The 17,657-nt window shown below is 69.3% G+C and carries 17 protein-coding genes; 6 read left to right on the forward strand and 11 right to left on the reverse strand.

Going from position 1 to position 17,657, the window contains the following annotated elements; translation table 11 throughout:
* The coding region (locus P3L51_RS27745) for a phosphoribosyltransferase domain-containing protein (RefSeq protein ID WP_354608059.1) at window positions 1–760 on the reverse strand (760 nt) is incomplete at its 3' end.
* Between the two features lie 125 nt (window positions 761–885).
* Window positions 886–2,049, reverse strand: coding sequence for an HpcH/HpaI aldolase/citrate lyase family protein (locus P3L51_RS27750; protein ID WP_354608044.1), 1,164 nt, complete (start codon window positions 2,047–2,049; stop codon window positions 886–888).
* Between the two features lie 199 nt (window positions 2,050–2,248).
* On the opposite strand from P3L51_RS27750, the gene P3L51_RS27755 reads away from it, so the two are divergent.
* Window positions 2,249–3,199, forward strand: a complete 951-nt coding sequence (locus tag P3L51_RS27755; RefSeq protein ID WP_435594537.1) for a TerD family protein — start codon at window positions 2,249–2,251, stop codon at window positions 3,197–3,199.
* A 79-nt stretch (window positions 3,200–3,278) separates the two neighbouring features.
* On the opposite strand, the gene P3L51_RS27760 is transcribed toward P3L51_RS27755, so the two are convergent.
* The 6 genes from P3L51_RS27760 to P3L51_RS27785 all read right to left on the reverse strand — a co-directional run bounded on the left by P3L51_RS27760 (window position 3,279) and on the right by P3L51_RS27785 (window position 8,122).
* Window positions 3,279–4,016, reverse strand: a complete 738-nt coding sequence (locus P3L51_RS27760; RefSeq protein WP_354608046.1) for a TerD family protein — start codon at window positions 4,014–4,016, stop codon at window positions 3,279–3,281.
* A gap of 186 nt (window positions 4,017–4,202) precedes the next feature.
* Window positions 4,203–5,336, reverse strand: a complete 1,134-nt coding sequence (locus tag P3L51_RS27765) for a DUF475 domain-containing protein (RefSeq protein WP_354608047.1) — start codon at window positions 5,334–5,336, stop codon at window positions 4,203–4,205.
* Window positions 5,337–5,386: 50 nt separating this feature from the next.
* The gene (locus P3L51_RS27770) at window positions 5,387–5,962 is read right to left on the reverse strand and encodes a TerD family protein (RefSeq protein WP_023542054.1); all 576 of its coding nucleotides are present in this window, start codon (window positions 5,960–5,962) and stop codon (window positions 5,387–5,389) included.
* Window positions 5,963–6,204: 242 nt separating this feature from the next.
* Entirely contained in the window at window positions 6,205–6,780 is a 576-nt protein-coding gene (locus P3L51_RS27775; protein WP_354608048.1) for a TerD family protein, read from the reverse strand.
* Window positions 6,781–6,997: 217 nt separating this feature from the next.
* Window positions 6,998–7,525: a peroxiredoxin gene (locus P3L51_RS27780; RefSeq protein ID WP_354608049.1), complete on the reverse strand. Its 528-nt coding sequence runs from the start codon at window positions 7,523–7,525 to the stop codon at window positions 6,998–7,000.
* 156 nt (window positions 7,526–7,681) lie between these two features.
* Entirely contained in the window at window positions 7,682–8,122 is a 441-nt protein-coding gene (locus P3L51_RS27785; RefSeq protein ID WP_354608050.1) for a DUF3052 domain-containing protein, read from the reverse strand.
* Window positions 8,123–8,725: 603 nt separating this feature from the next.
* Between P3L51_RS27785 and aceE the strand changes: the two genes are divergently transcribed.
* Window positions 8,726–11,470, forward strand: coding sequence for a pyruvate dehydrogenase (acetyl-transferring), homodimeric type (gene aceE / locus P3L51_RS27790; protein ID WP_354608051.1), 2,745 nt, complete (start codon window positions 8,726–8,728; stop codon window positions 11,468–11,470).
* 313 nt (window positions 11,471–11,783) lie between these two features.
* On the opposite strand, the gene P3L51_RS27795 is transcribed toward aceE, so the two are convergent.
* The 3 genes from P3L51_RS27795 to P3L51_RS27805 form a co-directional block, all read right to left on the reverse strand.
* A complete protein-coding gene (locus P3L51_RS27795; protein WP_435594536.1) occupies window positions 11,784–11,978 on the reverse strand; it encodes a hypothetical protein in 195 nt (64 codons plus the stop codon).
* 135 nt (window positions 11,979–12,113) lie between these two features.
* Window positions 12,114–12,512 carry a peptidase inhibitor family I36 protein gene (locus P3L51_RS27800; protein ID WP_354608053.1) on the reverse strand — a complete coding sequence of 133 codons (399 nt, stop codon included), beginning with the start codon at window positions 12,510–12,512 and terminating at the stop codon, window positions 12,114–12,116.
* Window positions 12,513–12,653: 141 nt separating this feature from the next.
* Entirely contained in the window at window positions 12,654–12,896 is a 243-nt protein-coding gene (locus P3L51_RS27805) for a hypothetical protein (RefSeq protein WP_354608054.1), read from the reverse strand.
* Window positions 12,897–13,169: 273 nt separating this feature from the next.
* Here P3L51_RS27805 and P3L51_RS27810 point away from each other — a divergent pair, with 273 nt between their 5' ends.
* From P3L51_RS27810 to P3L51_RS27825, 4 genes are all read left to right on the forward strand, one after another.
* Complete coding sequence (locus P3L51_RS27810) at window positions 13,170–14,381, forward strand: alpha/beta hydrolase (RefSeq protein ID WP_354608055.1); 1,212 nt, start codon at window positions 13,170–13,172, stop codon at window positions 14,379–14,381.
* Window positions 14,382–14,445: 64 nt separating this feature from the next.
* Entirely contained in the window at window positions 14,446–15,342 is an 897-nt protein-coding gene (locus tag P3L51_RS27815; RefSeq protein WP_354608056.1) for a DUF4429 domain-containing protein, read from the forward strand.
* 105 nt (window positions 15,343–15,447) lie between these two features.
* Window positions 15,448–16,764, forward strand: a complete 1,317-nt coding sequence (locus P3L51_RS27820; RefSeq protein ID WP_354608057.1) for a sensor histidine kinase — start codon at window positions 15,448–15,450, stop codon at window positions 16,762–16,764.
* Complete coding sequence (locus P3L51_RS27825; RefSeq protein ID WP_354608058.1) at window positions 16,761–17,435, forward strand: response regulator; 675 nt, start codon at window positions 16,761–16,763, stop codon at window positions 17,433–17,435. The genes P3L51_RS27820 and P3L51_RS27825 overlap by 4 nt, the downstream gene beginning before the upstream one ends.
* Window positions 17,436–17,657 lie beyond the last annotated feature (222 nt).

A 17,657-nucleotide genomic window follows, 5' to 3' on the forward strand; every position in this document is an offset into this window, starting at 1 on the left:
CGCCGAGTCCCGTCTCCGCCCCAGTCTCGGAGCCGCTCAGGGTCTCGGTCCACAGTCCCGAGGCGTCCTCGTACTCCGCGACCAGTGCCTGGCCTCGGGCCAGCACGTCCTGCGGGAGTGCGACCGTGCCCGAGGCCATGGCCACCAGGTCGACGCGGGCGCCGATCTCCTGGGCGAATTCCGCGAGCCGGCCCCGGTCGGCGGCCGAGCGCATGTCGACGAGGGCCACGATCACGTACCACCGGCGCGGGTAGCGGGCGTGCAGAGCGCGAATCGTGTTGAGCACCGTGTTCCCCGTGGAGAACTCGTCGTCCACGAGGACCAGTGGACCGTCGCCCGCCAGCAGCCGCGGGTCCTCCGGGAGCAGCAGATGCGAGGTGGCGTGGGAGTGGGACTCCTCGAAGCCGCCCGCCGCGGCGACACCGGCCACCGGACGGCGGGTGGAGTGCAGGTACGGGGCGCCCACCACGCCGTCGGCCACCGAGTGGCCGAGGCCGGTCGCGGTCTCCGCGTAACCGAGGACCACGGTCTGTCCGACGGCGTCGCCCAGCAGGTCCCGTACGCGCTCGCCGAGGGCCACGCCCGCGCCGTGCACGACGGAGGGCCGCTGGGGGACGTGTTTACCGAGGACGTTCGAGACGAGGAGGTGGGCGCGCTTGGGGTTGCGGCGCAGGGCCAGGCCCAGCAGCTCGCGCAGTTCGTCCCCGCCGACGAGCTCTATGCCCAGCCGTTCCGCGACCCATGACCCCGACCACACCACGTTGCCGCTCTCCTCTGCCGTCTCGTCGACGTTCTCGTTGCCGCCGTTGCCACTGATGCCGCTGATGCCGCCGTTGCCGCTGTCGCTTTCGCCGTACGGGCCGCGTCCCGCGGCGCCCGTCCCGCTCACTCCACCAGCCCGGCGGCCAGCAGCTCCACGAAGCCGACATCCTCCTTGGCGACACCGAAGACCTCGGCGCGCTGCATGGTGCGCTCGGCCCAGGCGCGGTGGGGCTTCACCTCGTTCATCTTGTTCGTGTACGACGAGCGAAGCACGCCTCCCCCGCCCCGGTCCGGCCGCAGGATGTCCTGGGCGTCGCTGAACTCCTCGTGGCTGACCACCGACAGCGCGTGCACGGGCATGACGTGCGAGGGGTGGATGCAGGTCTTGCCGACGAGTCCGTTGGTCTGGTCGAGCTGGATCTCGCGGAGCAGTCCGTCGAGGTCGTGCTCGATGAGGGCGGTGCGCAGTTCCTCGGCCCGCCCTTCGAGGAAGGGGCTGCGGCGCAGCTGCGGTTTGAACATCCGCTCGTGGAGTCGGAAGTACTCCCACACGGGGCCGGTGATCGTGAAGCCGGTGCCGTCGGAGCGGCCGAGGACGTTCACCACGTCGGCGATGACGGCGGAGACGATGCGTACGTCGTACGCGGTCATGTCGGGTGAGCGGCGGAGCCCGTACGCGGAGCAGAAGTCGGTGACGCCGAGCCGCAGCGCCAGCACCCGCTCGCGGTACTTGTCGACGGTGCGGGCGATGCCGGTGAGCGTCTCGACCCGTGTCTCCAGATGCAGCAGCTCGGGCGATTCGAGTACGGGCATGGCGAAGAGTCGCTGCCCGCTCTCATGTTCGGCCGAAATCAGTGCCTCAAGGAAGGGAACTCCACGCTCCTCGGTGAACTTCGGCAGTACGAATCCGGACAAGATGTGGGCGGCGGGGCCGAGCCTGCGTACGAGGTCGGGTATCTGGCCCGGTTCACGGACCCGGACGAACAGCAGCGGCAGCTCCGCGCCCCGCCGGTCGAGGTCGGCGAACTGCCGGACCAGGTTCTCCTCGGCCCACTCGACCTCGGAGTCGTCGATGGAGTCCTCCAGGCAGAGCACCATCGACACGACGCCCCGACCGGCCAGCTTGACCACGTCCTCCGCGAGCCGCGGTCTGGTGGCGGGGCTGTAGAGGGTGGCCCCGAGGGCTGCCGACAGCATGCGGGCCGGGGAGGCCGAGGTGAACTCACCGGGCTCCCGATGGAACAACGCTTGCCGAGCAGTGGGCGGAATATGCCCGAAGTGACGCATTTACATCCCCCGTACTGCCACGGTGGTCGCGTTGACATGTGGCCGGTAATAGTACGTATGGGCGTAGGACAAGAGTTCCACACCTGCATGAATTTCAGGTAACTCGTCCACTTCTCGCCCCTCTCTCACCGCCGCTCGGCCTCCTTCCACCATGCCCCCACGTTGTCCGCGCGGCCTGCGGGAAGGCAGGATGAACGCCATGACGCACGCGATGGTGAAGGGCTCGAACGTCCCCCTCGACGCCATGGCCGTAAGGGCCGTGCTGCGCTGGACCCCGGGGGCGGGGGTCCCCGACGTGGACGCGTCGGCGCTTCTACTGGGTCCCGAGGGGCGCGTGCGCTCCGACGAGGACTTCGTCTTCTACAACCAGCCCCGTCACCCGTCGGGCCTGGTCAGGCGGCTGCCGAAGAAGCAGGTGCCCGAAGGTTTCACCGACACCGTCGAGGCCGATCTGGCCGCACTCGACCCGAGCGTCGACCAGGTGGTGCTCGCGGCGTCGTCGGACGGGGCGAGTTTTCAGCACGTCCACGACCTGCGGGTGCTGCTGTACGACGCGGCCCAGGCCGACGGCGACCCGCTGGCCGTCTTCGATGTGCGCCCGGAGACCGGCGAGGAGACCGCGATCATCTGCGGCGAGCTCTACCGGCGCGGTGACCACTGGAAGTTCCGGGCCGTGGGCCAGGGCTATCCGACCGGGCTGATCGGGCTGGCGACGGCCTTCGGCATCTCGGTCGACGAAACGGAAGGTGCCGACGGGTCGGCGCCAGGAGCGGACGGCTCGGAGGGCGTGACCGCCCTGATCCCCAGCGGGCCCGCACAGCACGTCGCGGTGCGCGGCGGGCCGCAGGCGGCGCCCATGCCGCCCGCGCGGCAGCCGCACTTCCCGGACCAGCCGCAGGGGCAGTCCGGCTACGGCTATCCGCAGCCCGCGGCCGCCCAGCCGGCCTACGGCTATCCGCAGCCCGCGTCGGCGCAGCCCGCCTACGGCTATCCGCACGCCCCCGCGCCGGGTCCGCAGCCGCCGTCGGCACCGCCGGTGCCGCAGGTGGCTCCCGCGTACGGCTATCCGCAGCCGGCCGCGGCGGCGGCTCCCGCGCCGGACCCGAATTTCCGGCTGCCGCCGATGGGACCGCAGTTCGTACGGCCGTAGCCGCCCGCCGCGGCCCGCACCACCCCGGGTGGCACCGCGGGCGCCCCCGCGGCCGGCACACAGTCCACACGCCGGCCGCTCAGGTCTTCGTCTTGTAGCCCCGCCCCCACTGCAGGCCCCACCCGTACAGCCGGTCCAGCTCCGCCTGGAAGCCGTACACGAATTTCACCTCGCGCCGCACCACCAGATCGCCCTTGACGGTCTCCAGCGAGAACACCGCGCAGGACCGGGCCTGCGGCGCCCGCTCGTCCAGTTCGATCTCGACGCGCGGGCCGTTGCTCGGGTAGAGCGTGACGTTGGCGTGGGTCCGGTCGAAGGCCGGGGTGCGGTCGTAGATGTAGACGAAGACCAGCAGCCGTTTGATCTCTTCCCGGTGGTCGAGGTTGATGAATATCGTCTCGCCGGACGGGGCGCCGAAGCGGTCGTCGCCACTGAGTTTGATGTACGGCGGCTCGTTCAGACTGCCGAAGAATCCGCCCAGTGGCTGTACAACACCCTTGCTGCCGTCGACCAGTTCGTACATGCAGCCGATGTCGAGGTCGACGTTGACCACACCCAGGGTGTGCGCCTGGACCACTTCGGGCTTGAACAGCTTGAACGGGTGCCGCAGCAGGCCACCGCCCTGCCTCGACCGTCCCTCGATGTCCGACGTGCGCATCCGCCACGACAGGTTGACCCGTAGGTTCCCGGTGGCCGCCCCCTGCTTGGTCAGCGAGACGGACGGATTGCGCTTGGTCAGCTCGATCGAGTTCGTCGAGGAGTTTCCCGAATCGAATTGCGAGGCTTTGCTTCGCCATAGGTTGTCCCAGAAAGCCATCCCCACCCCACCCCCATCATTTCCTACTCGTCGGACGCCCGGCAGGACTCCGTACGGCACCGCACGAGCGCCACGTCGAAGCCGTACAGAACGTGAACAGCGGGGCGGCCGGAAGGCTTCCGCCTCAGGCCGCCCCGCTTCAGAGCGTTCCCGCTATCCCCTCCTGGTCACACCCAGGAGGCGGACTCAGACATGGACTGTTGTCTTGTCCTGCGAATCCTCGCCACCTTCAGCCGCAACTCGCTTGTTGCGGACCACAGATGACCAGAAGGATGCGGCGATCAGCACGATGCCGACGAGACCGGTGATGATCTCGTGGATCTCGTGCTCGATCGTGATGAGCAGGATCGCGGCGAGCGCGCCGATCGCGTAGTGCGCGCCGTGCTCGAGGTAGACGTAGTCGTCGAGAGTGCCCTGGCGGACGAGGTAGACGGTGAGCGACCTGACGTACATCGCGCCGATACCGAGGCCGAGCGCCATCCAGAAGATGTGGTTCGTGATGGCGAAGGCGCCGATGACTCCGTCGAAGGAGAAGGAGGCGTCCAGGACTTCGAGGTAGAGGAAGAGGAAGAACGCGGCCTTGCCGGCGAGGCCGACGGCCGAGACCTGCTTGCCTTCGGCCTTGGCCTTCTCCTCCTCCTCGTGTTCCCGTTCCTCTTCCTCTTCGAGTTTGTTCTCGAAGAAGCTGGAGAGCCCGTTGACGACGAGATAGGTGACCAGACCCGCGACACCGGAGAGCAGTACGGTGGCCGACTTGTCCTCGTAACCGGTACTGGTGTGCGCGTTGGTGGCGAACGTCATGGCCGTGATGAGCAGGATGACGAGCGCGACGCAGACCGACAGCATGTCGACCTTGCCGAGCTTGGCCAGCGGGCGCTCCAGCCAGGCGAGCCACTTGATGTCACGGTCTTCGAGAATGAAGTCCAGGAAGATCATCAACAGGAACATGCCACCGAAGGCGGCGATGGCCGGGTGCGCGTCGGTGACCAGTGCCTCGTACTGTTCGGGCTTGTCCAACGCCAACTGGACGGCCTCGATGGGACCGACCTTGGCGCTGATGGCCACGATGGCGACGGGAAACACCAGCCGCATTCCGAACACGGCGATCAGGATGCCGATGGTGAGGAAGATCTTCTGCCAGAAGGCATTCATCTTCTTCAAGATCCCGGCATTGACAACGGCGTTGTCGAACGACAGCGAGATCTCAAGGATCGACAGGATCAGTACGATCCCGAACGCCTCCCACCCCCACTGCCAGGCCGCGAAGGCAAGGCCGGCCGCCGTGATGGCGAACGACCAGCCGAAGGTTTTCAGGATCACTGGCTACCCCATCTGGTGTTAACGGGTTTTCCCCCGCGCTGAGCACTGCTTTACGAAACGTTGACCCCGAAGTCTAGAGCGATGCCCCGCAGACCCGACGCGTACCCCTGTCCCACGGCTCGGAACTTCCATTCGCCCCCGTAGCGGTAGAGCTCGCCGAAGATCATCGCGGTCTCCGTCGAGGCGTCCTCCGTCAGGTCGTAGCGGGCGAGTTCCTGGCCGTCCGCCTGGTTGACGACGCGGATGAACGCGTTGCTGACCTGGCCGAAGGTCTGGCCGCGGGCGTCGGCGTCATGGATCGACACCGGGAAGATGATCTTGTCGACATTCGCGGGGACGGCGGGGAGGTTGACCAGCAGGGACTCGTCGTCGCCGTCGCCCTCACCGGTCAGATTGTCGCCCGTGTGTTCGACGGAGCCGTCGGGGCTGGTGAGGTTGTTGTAGAAGATGAACCACTCGTCGCCGAGCACGCGCCCAGACTGGCAGAGCAGTGCGCTGGCGTCGAGGTCGAACGGCGCTCCGGTGGTGGAGCGCGCGTCCCAGCCGAGACCGATCAACACCTGAGTGAGGTTCGGTGCGGCTTTGGAGAGGGAGACATTGCCCCCCTTGGCGAGTGTGACGCCCATGATGAGTCCTCCCCGGAATGACGTGAAGCCGGGCACGGCGCGCCTGACGCCGTACTCGTGGTGCGTTCGTGCGTCTCGTGCCGGTACGTGGAACGTGTCGTGCCGGTACGTGGAGCGTGTCGTGCCGGTACCTGGTGCTCGTACGTGGTGCGTGTACGGGCCTGAACCCGCACGGTGAAGCGCGTCCGGCGCCGCATTCGGAGGTGCTCGAATGTGCGGCGCCGGACGGACGGACCAGCGGCTCAGACGTTGACGCCGAAGTCCTGCGCGATGCCACGCAGGCCAGAGGCATACCCCTGTCCGATGGCGCGGAACTTCCACTCGGCGCCATTTCGGTAAAGCTCTCCGAAGACCATCGCGGTCTCGGTCGACGCGTCCTCCGTCAGGTCGTACCGCGCCAGTTCGTTGTTGTCCGCCTGGTTGACGACGCGGATGAACGCGTTGCGCACCTGGCCGAAGGACTGCTGGCGGTTCTCCGCCTCGTAGATCGAGACCGGGAACACGATCTTGTCGATGTCCGCGGGGACGCCGGCGAGGTTGACCTTGATCGCCTCGTCGTCGCCCTCGCCCTCACCGGTGGTGTTGTCGCCGGTGTGCTCGACCGAGCCGTCGGGGCTCTTGAGATTGTTGAAGAAGACGAAGTTTCCGTCGCCGGTGACCTTGCCCTCGGAATTCGTCAGCAGGGCGCTGGCGTCGAGGTCGAAATCGTTACCGGTGGTCGTGCGGACGTCCCAGCCCAGACCCACGGTGACCGCGGTCAGGTTGGGCGCGGCCTTGGTCAGCGAGACGTTTCCGCCCTTGCTGAGGCTGACTCCCACGAGTCCTCCCTTGATGAGTGTCACAGGAGCGGGCGGCCCCGGCCCCGGCCACTTCGGCGGCCGTCGCCGTGCGTCGCACGCCCCCTGGTGCAATTGGCATCGGATCAACGACTGGATCCTAGTGACCGGTTCCCGCCCCTTGTACGGTTTACGGGGGACAACCCCGCTCCCACAAGGGTTTTCCCGTGAGACCGCGCCCACGAGTGGCGAGTTGTCGTCACAGAGCAGCGAGGGCCTTGACGTAGTCGTCGAGGTCACGCGCGTCCGGCAGGGCGTTGACGACCGACCAGCGCACGATGCCCGCCTTGTCGATGATGAAGGTGCCGCGCAGCGCGCAGCCCTTGTCCTCGTCGAAGATCCCGTAGGCCCGTGAGGTCTGCCCGTGCGGCCAGAAGTCAGAGAGCAGCGGGTACTCCAGGCCCTCCTGCTCGGCGAAGATCCGCAGGGTGTGGATGGAGTCGGTGGAGACGGCGAGCAGCTGGGTGTCGTCGTTGACGAAGGTGGGAAGTTCGTCGCGGAGCGCGTGGAGCTCGCCGGTGCAGACGCCGGTGAAGGCGAACGGGTAGAAGAGCAGCACCACGTTCCTGCCGCCGTCCCCGCCCTCCCCACCACTGGCGTCGCCGTCGGGAACGGTCGCGCCGCCCCGGAAGTCGGAGAGCCGTACCGTCCGCCCGTGGTTGTCCTTCAGGGTGAAGTCCGGCGCCACGCCGCCGGCCTCGATCCCCGTCCGTCCCGTTCCCGTCATGTGCCGCACGCCCCCTCGTCCTCTCCGGTCCGCACCACCCTACGCAAGGGCCCCCGGCGGCGGATGCCGACGGGGGCCGTCAGTGCGTGCGAGGCTTGCGAGGCATGTCTGCCAGGCTGCCGCTTCGGCTTTCGCGCTCGGATGCGGCGCCGGTTCTCAGCGCTTGGACTTCGCCGCCGCCTTGGGCGTGACCAGCCGGCTGCCCGTCCAGTCCTTGCCGGCGTTGATGCTCTTGGTCTGCGCCAGGCCGGCGGTCTGGGCGGCCTCGTTGATGTCGCTGGGCTCGACGTAGTTGTCACGGCCTGTCTTGGGCGTCAGCAGCCAGACCGCTCCGCCCTCCTCGATGAGGCCGATGGCGTCCACCAGCGCGTCCGTCAGGTCGCCGTCGTCGTCGCGGAACCACAGAACGACGGCGTCGGCCACGTCCTCGTAGTCCTCGTCGACGAGCTCCTGGCCGATGACGGCCTCGATGGACTCACGGAGCTCCTGCTCGACGTCGTCGTCGTAGCCGATCTCCTGGACCACCTGTCCGGGTTCGAACCCAAGCCTCGCGGCAGTGTTGGTTCGTTCCTCCGCGTGGTCCGCGGTCGCGCTCACGGATTGCCTCCTGATCATGTTTCGGAAAATGCTTCAGCCACGCGCGTACGCGGGGTGCTGGCCGTAGTCCACACGGGCCGGGCGGATCGCGCAAGTACCCGACGGCCGAGACCGCCGAAACGGGTACGTTCCGGGCTGCTTCATCGCATCTCCTGACACCCCGATAACACGGGTGGTGACGGCCGCCAGGAGTTTCCTACCCGTTTGTCATTCTACGCGGCTTCGGTACGCCAATCGGGTCCGAACGGCCGAACGAAACGCATAGTCGCCTTGGGCGTAAGATTGCGATTTGGCCGGACCCGGAACACGGCGGACGACCAAGCGGGCGACGTGATCGCGCGGAATTCGTCGCAGTGTGAGGGTTACCCCTCGGTAGAGGTGACGTTTCCGTCGCCGCGGTACACGATGGATACGCCGTACGGCCCGCTTCCCGCGCCTGTTCCCTGGCGGCACAGAGGCAAGCTCCACCGACAGCAGACGCACCCACAGCAGATGTACCCGCAGGACCCACAGGCGTGCCCCGCATGGATGACGTGACCGGTCGGACGACCGGGACCGGCCCGGACGCGAGGCGCGACACGACCCGAACAGCGAAGGAAAAGTGTGGCTTCCGGATCCGATCGCAACCCGATCATCATTGGCGGCCTTCCCAGCCAGGTCCCGGACTTTGATCCCGAGGAGACCCAGGAGTGGCTCGACTCGCTCGATGCCGCCGTCGACGAACGGGGGCGTGAGCGCGCCCGCTATCTCATGCTCCGTCTGATCGAGCGCGCACGCGAGAAGCGCGTGGCCGTGCCCGAGATGCGCAGCACCGACTACGTCAACACGATCGCCACCAAGGACGAGCCGTTCTTCCCCGGCAACGAGGAGATCGAGCGGAAGGTCCTCAACGCGACCCGCTGGAACGCCGCGGTGATGGTCTCCCGCGCGCAGCGCCCCGGGATCGGCGTCGGCGGTCATATCGCCACCTTCGCGTCCTCCGCCTCCCTGTACGACGTGGGCTTCAACCACTTCTTCCGGGGCAAGGACGCCGGTGACGGCGGCGACCAGATCTTCTTCCAGGGGCACGCGTCCCCGGGCATCTACGCCCGCGCCTTCCTGCTGGACCGGCTCAGCGAGGCGCGGCTCGACGCCTTCCGCCAGGAGAAGTCGAAGGCCCCGGACGGGCTGTCCAGCTATCCGCATCCGCGGCTGATGCCGGACTTCTGGGAGTTCCCGACCGTCTCGATGGGCCTCGGCCCCCTCGGTGCGATCTACCAGGCGCGGATGAACCGCTACATGGAGGCGCGCGGCATCGCCGACACCTCCCGGTCGCATGTGTGGGCGTATCTGGGCGACGGCGAGATGGACGAGCCGGAGTCGCTGGGCCAGCTGTCGATCGCGGCCCGTGAGGGTCTGGACAATCTCACCTTCGTCGTCAACTGCAATCTGCAGCGGCTCGACGGCCCGGTGCGCGGCAACGGCAAGATCATCCAGGAGCTGGAGTCGCAGTTCCGCGGGGCCGGCTGGAATGTCATCAAGCTGGTCTGGGACCGCTCCTGGGACCCGCTGCTGGCGCAGGACCGCGACGGTGTGCTGGTGAACCGGCTGAACACCACGCCGGACGGGCAGTTCCAGACGTACGCGACGGAGACCGGCGCGTACATCCGCGAGCACTTCTTCGGTGACGACCAGCGGCTGCGCGCCATGGTCGACGGCATGACGGACGAGCAGATCCTGCATCTGGGGCGCGGCGGCCACGACCACAAGAAGGTGTACGCGGCGTACGCGGCGGCGAAGGCGCACAAGGGCCAGCCGACGGTGATCCTCGCGCAGACCGTGAAGGGCTGGACGCTGGGTCCGAACTTCGAGGGCCGCAACGCGACGCACCAGATGAAGAAGCTGACGGTCGCCGACCTGAAGGGCTTCCGTGACCGGCTGCACCTGCCGATCACGGACAAGCAGCTGGAGGACGGGCAGCCGCCGTATTACCACCCGGGCAAGGACTCGGAAGAGATCCAGTACATGCACGACCGCCGCAAGAGCCTGGACGGTTATGTGCCGACCCGCGTCGTGCGGTCGAAGGCCCTGGCGCTGCCCGGCGACAAGACGTACGCGGCCGCGAAGAAGGGGTCGGGTCAGCAGTCGATCGCCACGACCATGGCGTTCGTGCGGGTGCTGAAGGACCTCATGCGGGACAAGGAGATCGGCAAGCGTTTCGTGCTGATCGCGCCGGACGAGTACCGCACGTTCGGCATGGACGCGTTCTTCCCGAGCGCGAAGATCTACAACCCGCTTGGCCAGCAGTACGAGTCGGTCGACCGTGAACTGCTCCTCGCCTACAAGGAGTCGCCGACCGGCCAGATGCTGCACGACGGCATCTCGGAGGCGGGCTGCACGGCGTCGCTGATCGCCGCGGGTTCGGCGTACGCGACGCACGGCGAGCCGCTGATCCCGGTGTACGTCTTCTACTCGATGTTCGGTTTCCAGCGGACCGGCGACCAGTTCTGGCAGATGGCTGACCAGTTGGCGCGCGGTTTCGTGCTGGGCGCGACCGCCGGTCGTACGACTCTGACCGGTGAGGGTCTCCAGCACGCGGACGGGCACTCGCAGTTGCTCGCCTCGACGAACCCGGGCTGTGTCAGCTACGACCCGGCGTTCGGCTACGAGATCGCGCACATCATGGAGGACGGGCTGCGCCGGATGTACGGGCAGCCGCACCCGGGCGAGGACCCGAACGTCTTCTACTACCTCACGGTCTACAACGAGCCGATCCAGCACCCGGCCGAGCCCGAGAACGTGGACGCCGAGGGCATCCTCAAGGGCATCTACCGCTTCAAGCGGGGCGAGCGGGGCTCGATCCCGGCGCAGATCCTGGCGTCCGGTGTGGCCGTGCCGTGGGCCGTCGAGGCGCAGCGGATCCTCGCCGAGCAGTGGGACGTGCGCGCGGACGTCTGGTCGGCGACGTCGTGGAACGAGCTGCGCCGTGACGCCGTCGACGTGGAGCGGCACAACCTGCTCCACCCGGAGGAGGAGCAGCGCGTTCCGTACGTGACGAGCAAACTCTCCGACGCCGAGGGCCCGTTCGTCGCGGTCTCGGACTGGATGCGCGCGGTGCCCGACCAGATCTCGCGCTGGGTGCCGGGGACGTACCAGTCGCTGGGCGCGGACGGTTTCGGCTTCGCGGACACGCGTGGCGCGGCCCGCCGGTTCTTCCACATCGACGCGGAGTCGATCGCTCTCGGGGTGCTCACGGAGCTGGCCCGGGAGGGCAAGGTGGACCGCTCGGTGCTGAAGCAGGCGGTGGACCGCTACCAGCTGCTGGACGTGACGGCGGCGGACCCGGGCGCCGCGGGCGGCGACGCGTAGCGAGTGGTGAGCAGTACGCGGCCGGTGGCCGGTCCCGTGGGTACGGGGCCGGCCACCGCTCGTGGAAAGCGGTGGGGGGACGGTCCCGGCCGGTCGTCACGTTCCCCGCTCTTTCCGGCCGTGGAGGGAGTTCGCGGCCGACGGCCGCGATCGAGCCGCTGACCGAGGAGATGCGGGGGCCGCGCGCGGAGGTGGGCCGGCTGTCGGGGGCCGCCCTGCCCGGGTCGAGCACGGGAGGGCGACGGTACGACAGCCGGCCGCACACCGGTCCGATCGCGCTGTCCGTTCCTGTGGTGGGTACCGAAGTGGCCGGTCAGACCAGCCACATGAGCGCCAGTACGGTGTCGACGATACCGAGCACGAAGGCGATCACCGCCGGAACGTACGCGGTGCTCCACCGCCGGCCCATGCCCAGCCAGCCGAGCACGATGGCCAGCGGGCCGAGGACGACCGACAGTACGAACAGGCCCGCGACGGCGAAGACCAGACCGACTATTCCGATGGTCACGCGGTCCGTCCCGTTCCGCGACCCCATCCGGCCGCGTGAACGAGGGTGCTTGCGTGTCCTGGTGTTTCCGAAGCCCGTCATCATCACTCCCTGTGTCGGTGGATGTGGGCTGTCTGAAACCTCGGGTACCCCCGCTCAGCGCTCCCAGACCTTGAAGGCCCGTACGCGGTAGGGCGACTGGGGAACCCAGGTGCCGTCGCCGGGGTAGGTCTCGAACTCGCCCGTCTCCTCGCACTCGTGCGACTGGTACGTGGTCACGGGCCGTCCGATGCGGTTGACCAGGGACTGGGCGTCGGTGCCGGGCGGCAGTGGGACGCAGTTCTGGATCTCGGTGCGGAACAGTTCGTGCGTCTGCCGGGCTCCCCGGAAATCCGGTTTCCCCCACAGACAGAGTTCGCCGGGTCCGCAGGTGCCGCGCGGGGCGGCGACGGCCGCGGCGGTGGGTGTCGCGGCCGGCAGCAGGGCCGTGGCGGCGGCCAGGGTGGCCGCCGCGAGCAGGGTGACAGGCGTCGTCGTACGCGTATTCGAACGCATGGCTGTGCGCGTGGCTGTACGCATGATGGTGAACCCCCGTGTGGTGCTGATCAGTTGTCCGCACTCTGGCCCGGCGGCCCGCTCCACGGGAAGAGGATCTTGCCTGACTCCACCCGAACAGGCGACGGCCCCGCCGGGATGTCAGGGCGGGGCCGTCGCGCTGAATCGCGCCGTGTTGACGCCGACGCCGCCCGGCGGCGCGTCGGACGCCGGGCTCATCCCGGACACGAAGGTGTCCCGCATGACTCCGGTGATCCCGTCGAAGACGTCCGGCGCCACGCCGGGCGCCTCGGGCGGTTCGGGCGGGGCGACACCGATCTCGGCCGCCTGTTCCAGGGACCGGTCCAGCGGCATCGGGATGCCGGCGTCCTCCCAGTAGCCCACGAGCGCGCCGTCGACAACCGAGGCCGGTCGGGCGATTTGGCCGGTTATGGTCACTGGTAACGCCACTCACCCGGAGTCACCGTCGGGGCTCGGCGCACCCTCACGCGAGGCCGATTCACACCTAACGCCCTGTTACGCACGCCACATGGACGCTCCGAAGCGTGCGCGCTACCCCGACGGAGCGTGAACAAACGCCAGTTCGCCCCTCCATAGGGAGTGATCTGGCTCACGCTCGCATCGAGTGTCTCCGTACGTCTCCTACTGTGTCCGGCAGTGACTTCCTTCGACTCCTCCCCGTCCCTCACCGCGTGGCGCACCCTGCTGGCACTCGCTGTGGTCTTCGTGATGCTGGCGAGTGGTGGCTGGACCGCGCTCCAGCAGCACGGTGAGCGGGGCACGGTGCGCGAAAGAGCGCTCTCGGCCTGGGAGAAGGACCGCGTCGGGGCCCGCCGTCTGCCGGATCCCGCGGCGTCGCCGGGACGGCTGGCCGCGTTCTTCGCCTCGCTCAGCGCCGCGCAACGGGTCCGGCTCGCCGACCGCCACCCCCTCGTGGTGGGCAATCTCAACGGCGCGCCCCTGACGCTGCGCTACCGGGCCAACCGGCTGGCCGCGCTCCAGGCACGTGACGTCGAACGCCAACGGATGCGGGACGCCAGACTGTCCGCCGACGGCCGTCACCAGACGACCCGGCGGATGCACCGCTTCCAGTCGTTGGCGGGCGCCGGACGCAGCATCCTCGCCTTCGACCCGACCGGCAACGGCCGCGCCGCCGAGGTCTTCGGCGATCTCGGCAGCGCCCGCCGCGTCTCGGTGGTCGTGCCGGGCGTCGACACGAACCTGCTGACGTTCGAGCGGACCGAACGCCACTACACCGCGCCGGTCGGCATGGCCAAGTCGCTGTACGCCGCGGAGCGGGCCGCCGCGCCCCGTGCCCGTACCGCCGTCATCGCCTGGGCCGACTACACCGCGCCCTCCGGTATCGGCATGGACGCGCTGACCGGCAGGCTGGCCTCGGACGGCGCCGCACGGCTCAACGCGCTCACCTCCGCGCTGCCCGGCGACTCGCGGGTCTCGCTGATCTGCCACAGCTACGGCTCCGTGGTGTGCGGCGTCGCCGCGCGCCAACTGCCCGCCCGCGTCACGGACGTGGCGGTCGCGGGCAGCCCCGGCATGCGGGTCGGGTCGGCGGGACAGCTGCACACCCACGCCCGCGTCTGGGCGATGCGCGACCAGGACGACTGGGTCCAGATCCTGCCCTATCTGAAGGTCGGCGGGCTCGGCCACGGCGCCGATCCGGTGACGCCGGGCTTCGGCGCGCGGGTGCTGTCCGCGCGGGGCGCGGTCGGTCACGGCGGCTATTTCGAGCCGGGCACGGAGAGCCTGGAGAACTTCGCGGACATCGGGGTCGGTTCGTACCGGAACACCAGTTGTGCGGACGCCGGTGACGGCTGCCGGAGCGGAATCTCCGGCGACGAAGTGATCTGACGCGCGTAGAACTCGGCGGGCCGGGGTGGCGACGTGTGGGCATTCGCGGCATACGATAAGGCACATGGGTGATGTGCTGGCCGGAATTCATGCCACCTGGGAGTTCGAAAGCGACTCCGTGCTCATCCGCTTCGAACGGGGGATACGCACGCCAAAGCTCTTCCAGGCACTGCGCGAACGGCGCGTACCGCACAAGGCGTTGGCGTCGGTGACGCTCTCCCCGGGCAAGCGCGGGACAGTGGTGCTGCACGCCGTACCCAGGCCGGGCGCCGACCCGTTGATGGAGGCGGCGGCGGGACAGCTCAAGGACTCCGGCGATCCCTACCGGCTGGTGCTGCCCGCGGAGCGCGAGACGCTCGCGGAGTACTACGCGGACGAGTTGCGCACCGCCCTCGCCGGGACCGCGCCGCTGGACGAGAAGGAGCCTGCCGACCGCTTCCTGGTGGCCGCTCCCCCGGCCCCCCTGAACTTCAAGGCGTACGACGGCAAGGCGTCCTTCGACGGGTCCAAGGTGTCCTTCCGCTGGTTCTGGACCGGTGCCTCGTCGGCGAAGTGGAAGGCGGGCGACCAGAGGTTCGGCGTCTCGGAGCTGTGCGGGGTCGAGTGGCGCTCCCCCGAGGTCTTCGACGGCTACCTGCGGCTGCTGCGCCGGGACGACCGGCGACAGCCCGCGCAGGCCGACCACGACCCGGCGACGGTGGTCTTCGGCCTCGGCTACGGGCCGGTCCACGAGTCGCTGCCGTTCGCGGCGGCGGTGCTGGCCGCCGTACGGACATCGGGCGCCGGCCCCGCCGTGTCCGCCGGGCCCGGTTCCGTCCCGGTGCCCGTACCGGCGTCGGCCCGGCCCGACCCCGCCGACATCGCCGAGCGGATCCGGCATCTCGGGGAGCTGCACGACGCGGGGCTGGTGACGGACGACGAGTTCAGCGCGAAGAAGGCGGAGCTGCTCGCCGAGCTGTGACGCCCGTGGCCGCCGTGACCGGGCCCCCCTACCGGGGTATGAGCCCGATGGTGGCTCCTGGGTATGACGCCGCCCGGTACGCGCGCTGCATACGCTGGACCGGCCATGAGTACCGAAGAACCACCTCCCCCCGCGCCCCGCGCCCGCGAGTCGCTGCGCTCGCTCGCCACCGCCCTGCGCACCCCGGCCGTCTCCACCGAACCGCTGCTGGCCCACGCCGCCAAGCGCTGGCAGCGCTTCCTCCCGTACGTGCTCGCCTTCGGCTTCGCCGTCTCGCTGCTGCCCGTCACGGTGACCGTGCTCGTCCAGGACTACGGGCTGGACGGCGGCTGGGCCGGGGCGCTCGCCACCGCGCAGGCCGCGCCGCTGCTGCTCGCCGTGACCCGGCCGCTCCAGGCGTGGTGGATCGTCCTCGGCGCCGACATCGTCGGCGCGGTGCTGCTCCTGACCTCGGCGGACGGCCTCGACGGCCGGTCCTGGCCGTGGACACCGACGGTCGTCGTCGGCTACCTCCTGCTGATGGTGTGCCTGGGGCTGCGCGAGCCGCGCCGTACGCTCCTCGCCGTCTGGCTCGCGACCGGAGCGACGGGGCTGGTCTTCGAACTGATCTCGCAGGAGCACAGCGACGGCGTCCATCTCCTGCTGTTCGTGCTCAGCGGCATCGTCCTGCTCGTCACGGGCTCACTGCGCGAGCGCGGTGACGCCCAGCGCAGACTGGTCGAGCAGGAGACGATCAGCGAGGTCGAACGCGCGCAGCGCACACTGCTGGAGGAACGGGCCCGTATCGCACGGGAGTTGCACGACGTCGTCGCCCACCACATGTCCGTGATCACGGTGCAGGCCGACTCGGCGCCGTACCGGATCGACGGGCTGTCCGACGCGGCGCGCGAGGAGTTCTCCACGATCGCCGCCGCCGCGCGGGAGTCGCTGACCGAGATGCGGCGGCTGCTGGCGGTGCTGCGCAGCGACGGCTCGACGAGCGAGCGGACGCCGCAGCCGGGGCTGAATCGCGTACAGCAACTCGTCGAGGCCACCGTACGGGCCGGGATCCCGGCCGAGCTGTCCCTCGCGGCGGACCTCGGGCCCGTCCCGCCGTCCGTGGACCTCTCCGCGTACCGCATCATCCAGGAGGCCCTGTCCAACGTCGTACGGCACGCGCCCGAGGCGCCGACCCGCGTCTCGGTGACGGGGGACGCCCACTGGCTGACCGTTCTGGTCGTCAACGGGCCGGCGACCGCGCGCACCTCGCCGCTGGAGAGTTCCGGCACGGGCCACGGGCTGATCGGTATGCGCGAACGCGTACGGTTGACCGGCGGCACGCTGGACACCGGACCGCTGGCGAACGGCGGGTTCCGGGTCGCCGCGAGGCTGCCGCTTTCACCGGCCCCCCTCCTCGACCCGACCGCGAAGGACCCGTCTTGACCATCCGCGTGATCATCGTCGACGACCAGGCCATGGTGCGGGCGGGGTTCGCCGCGCTGCTGTCGGCGCAGGCCGACATCGACGTGGTCGGCGAGGCGCCGGACGGGCGCCAGGGCGTCGAGGTGAGCCGTAACACCCACCCCGACGTGGTCCTGATGGACGTCCGGATGCCGGAGATGGACGGCCTGGCGGCGGCGCGGGCACTGCTGGATCCGCCGGTGGGGGTGGTGCACCGGCCGAAGGTGCTGATGCTGACGACGTTCGACGTGGACGACTACGTGTACGAGGCGCTGCGCGCGGGCGCCTCCGGGTTCCTCCTCAAGGACGCGCCGCCGGCGGACCTGATCTCGGCGGTCCGCGTGGTCGCGGCGGGCGAGGCGCTGCTGGCGCCGTCCGTGACGCGCCGCCTGATCGCGGACTTCGCCCAGCAGCGGCCGGCGCCGCGCAAGGACCGGTCGCTGCGGCTGAAGGGGCTGACGCCGCGCGAGACGGAGGTCCTGGAGCTGATCGCGCGGGGCCTGTCGAACCAGGAGATCGCGCACCACCTGGTCCTCGCGGAACAGACGGTGAAGACGCATCTCGGCCGGGTGCTGGCGAAGTTGGGGCTGCGGGACAGGGCGCAGGCGGTCATTTTCGCGTACGAGTCGGGGCTTGTTGCCCCTGGCGGTTGAGGGGTTGCGGGTTGCGGGTTGCCGGTGGCCGGTGCTGGTGCCGGTGCCGGTGCCGCCCGGTGGTCGGTTTTGTCCTCAAGCGCCGGACGGGCTGGGTGGTTGCGGTGGTGGCCGGGTGCCGCTCCGGGGTCATGGCCGGACGGCGTGACTTACGCCGCGTGCAACGCTCGTTGGACCCGAGGGGGCCTCCTCGTCCACGCGGCACAAGTCAGCCTGAGTGTC

This window comes from Streptomyces panacea, assembly GCF_040560175.1.
GTDB lineage: Bacteria > Actinomycetota > Actinomycetes > Streptomycetales > Streptomycetaceae > Streptomyces > Streptomyces panacea.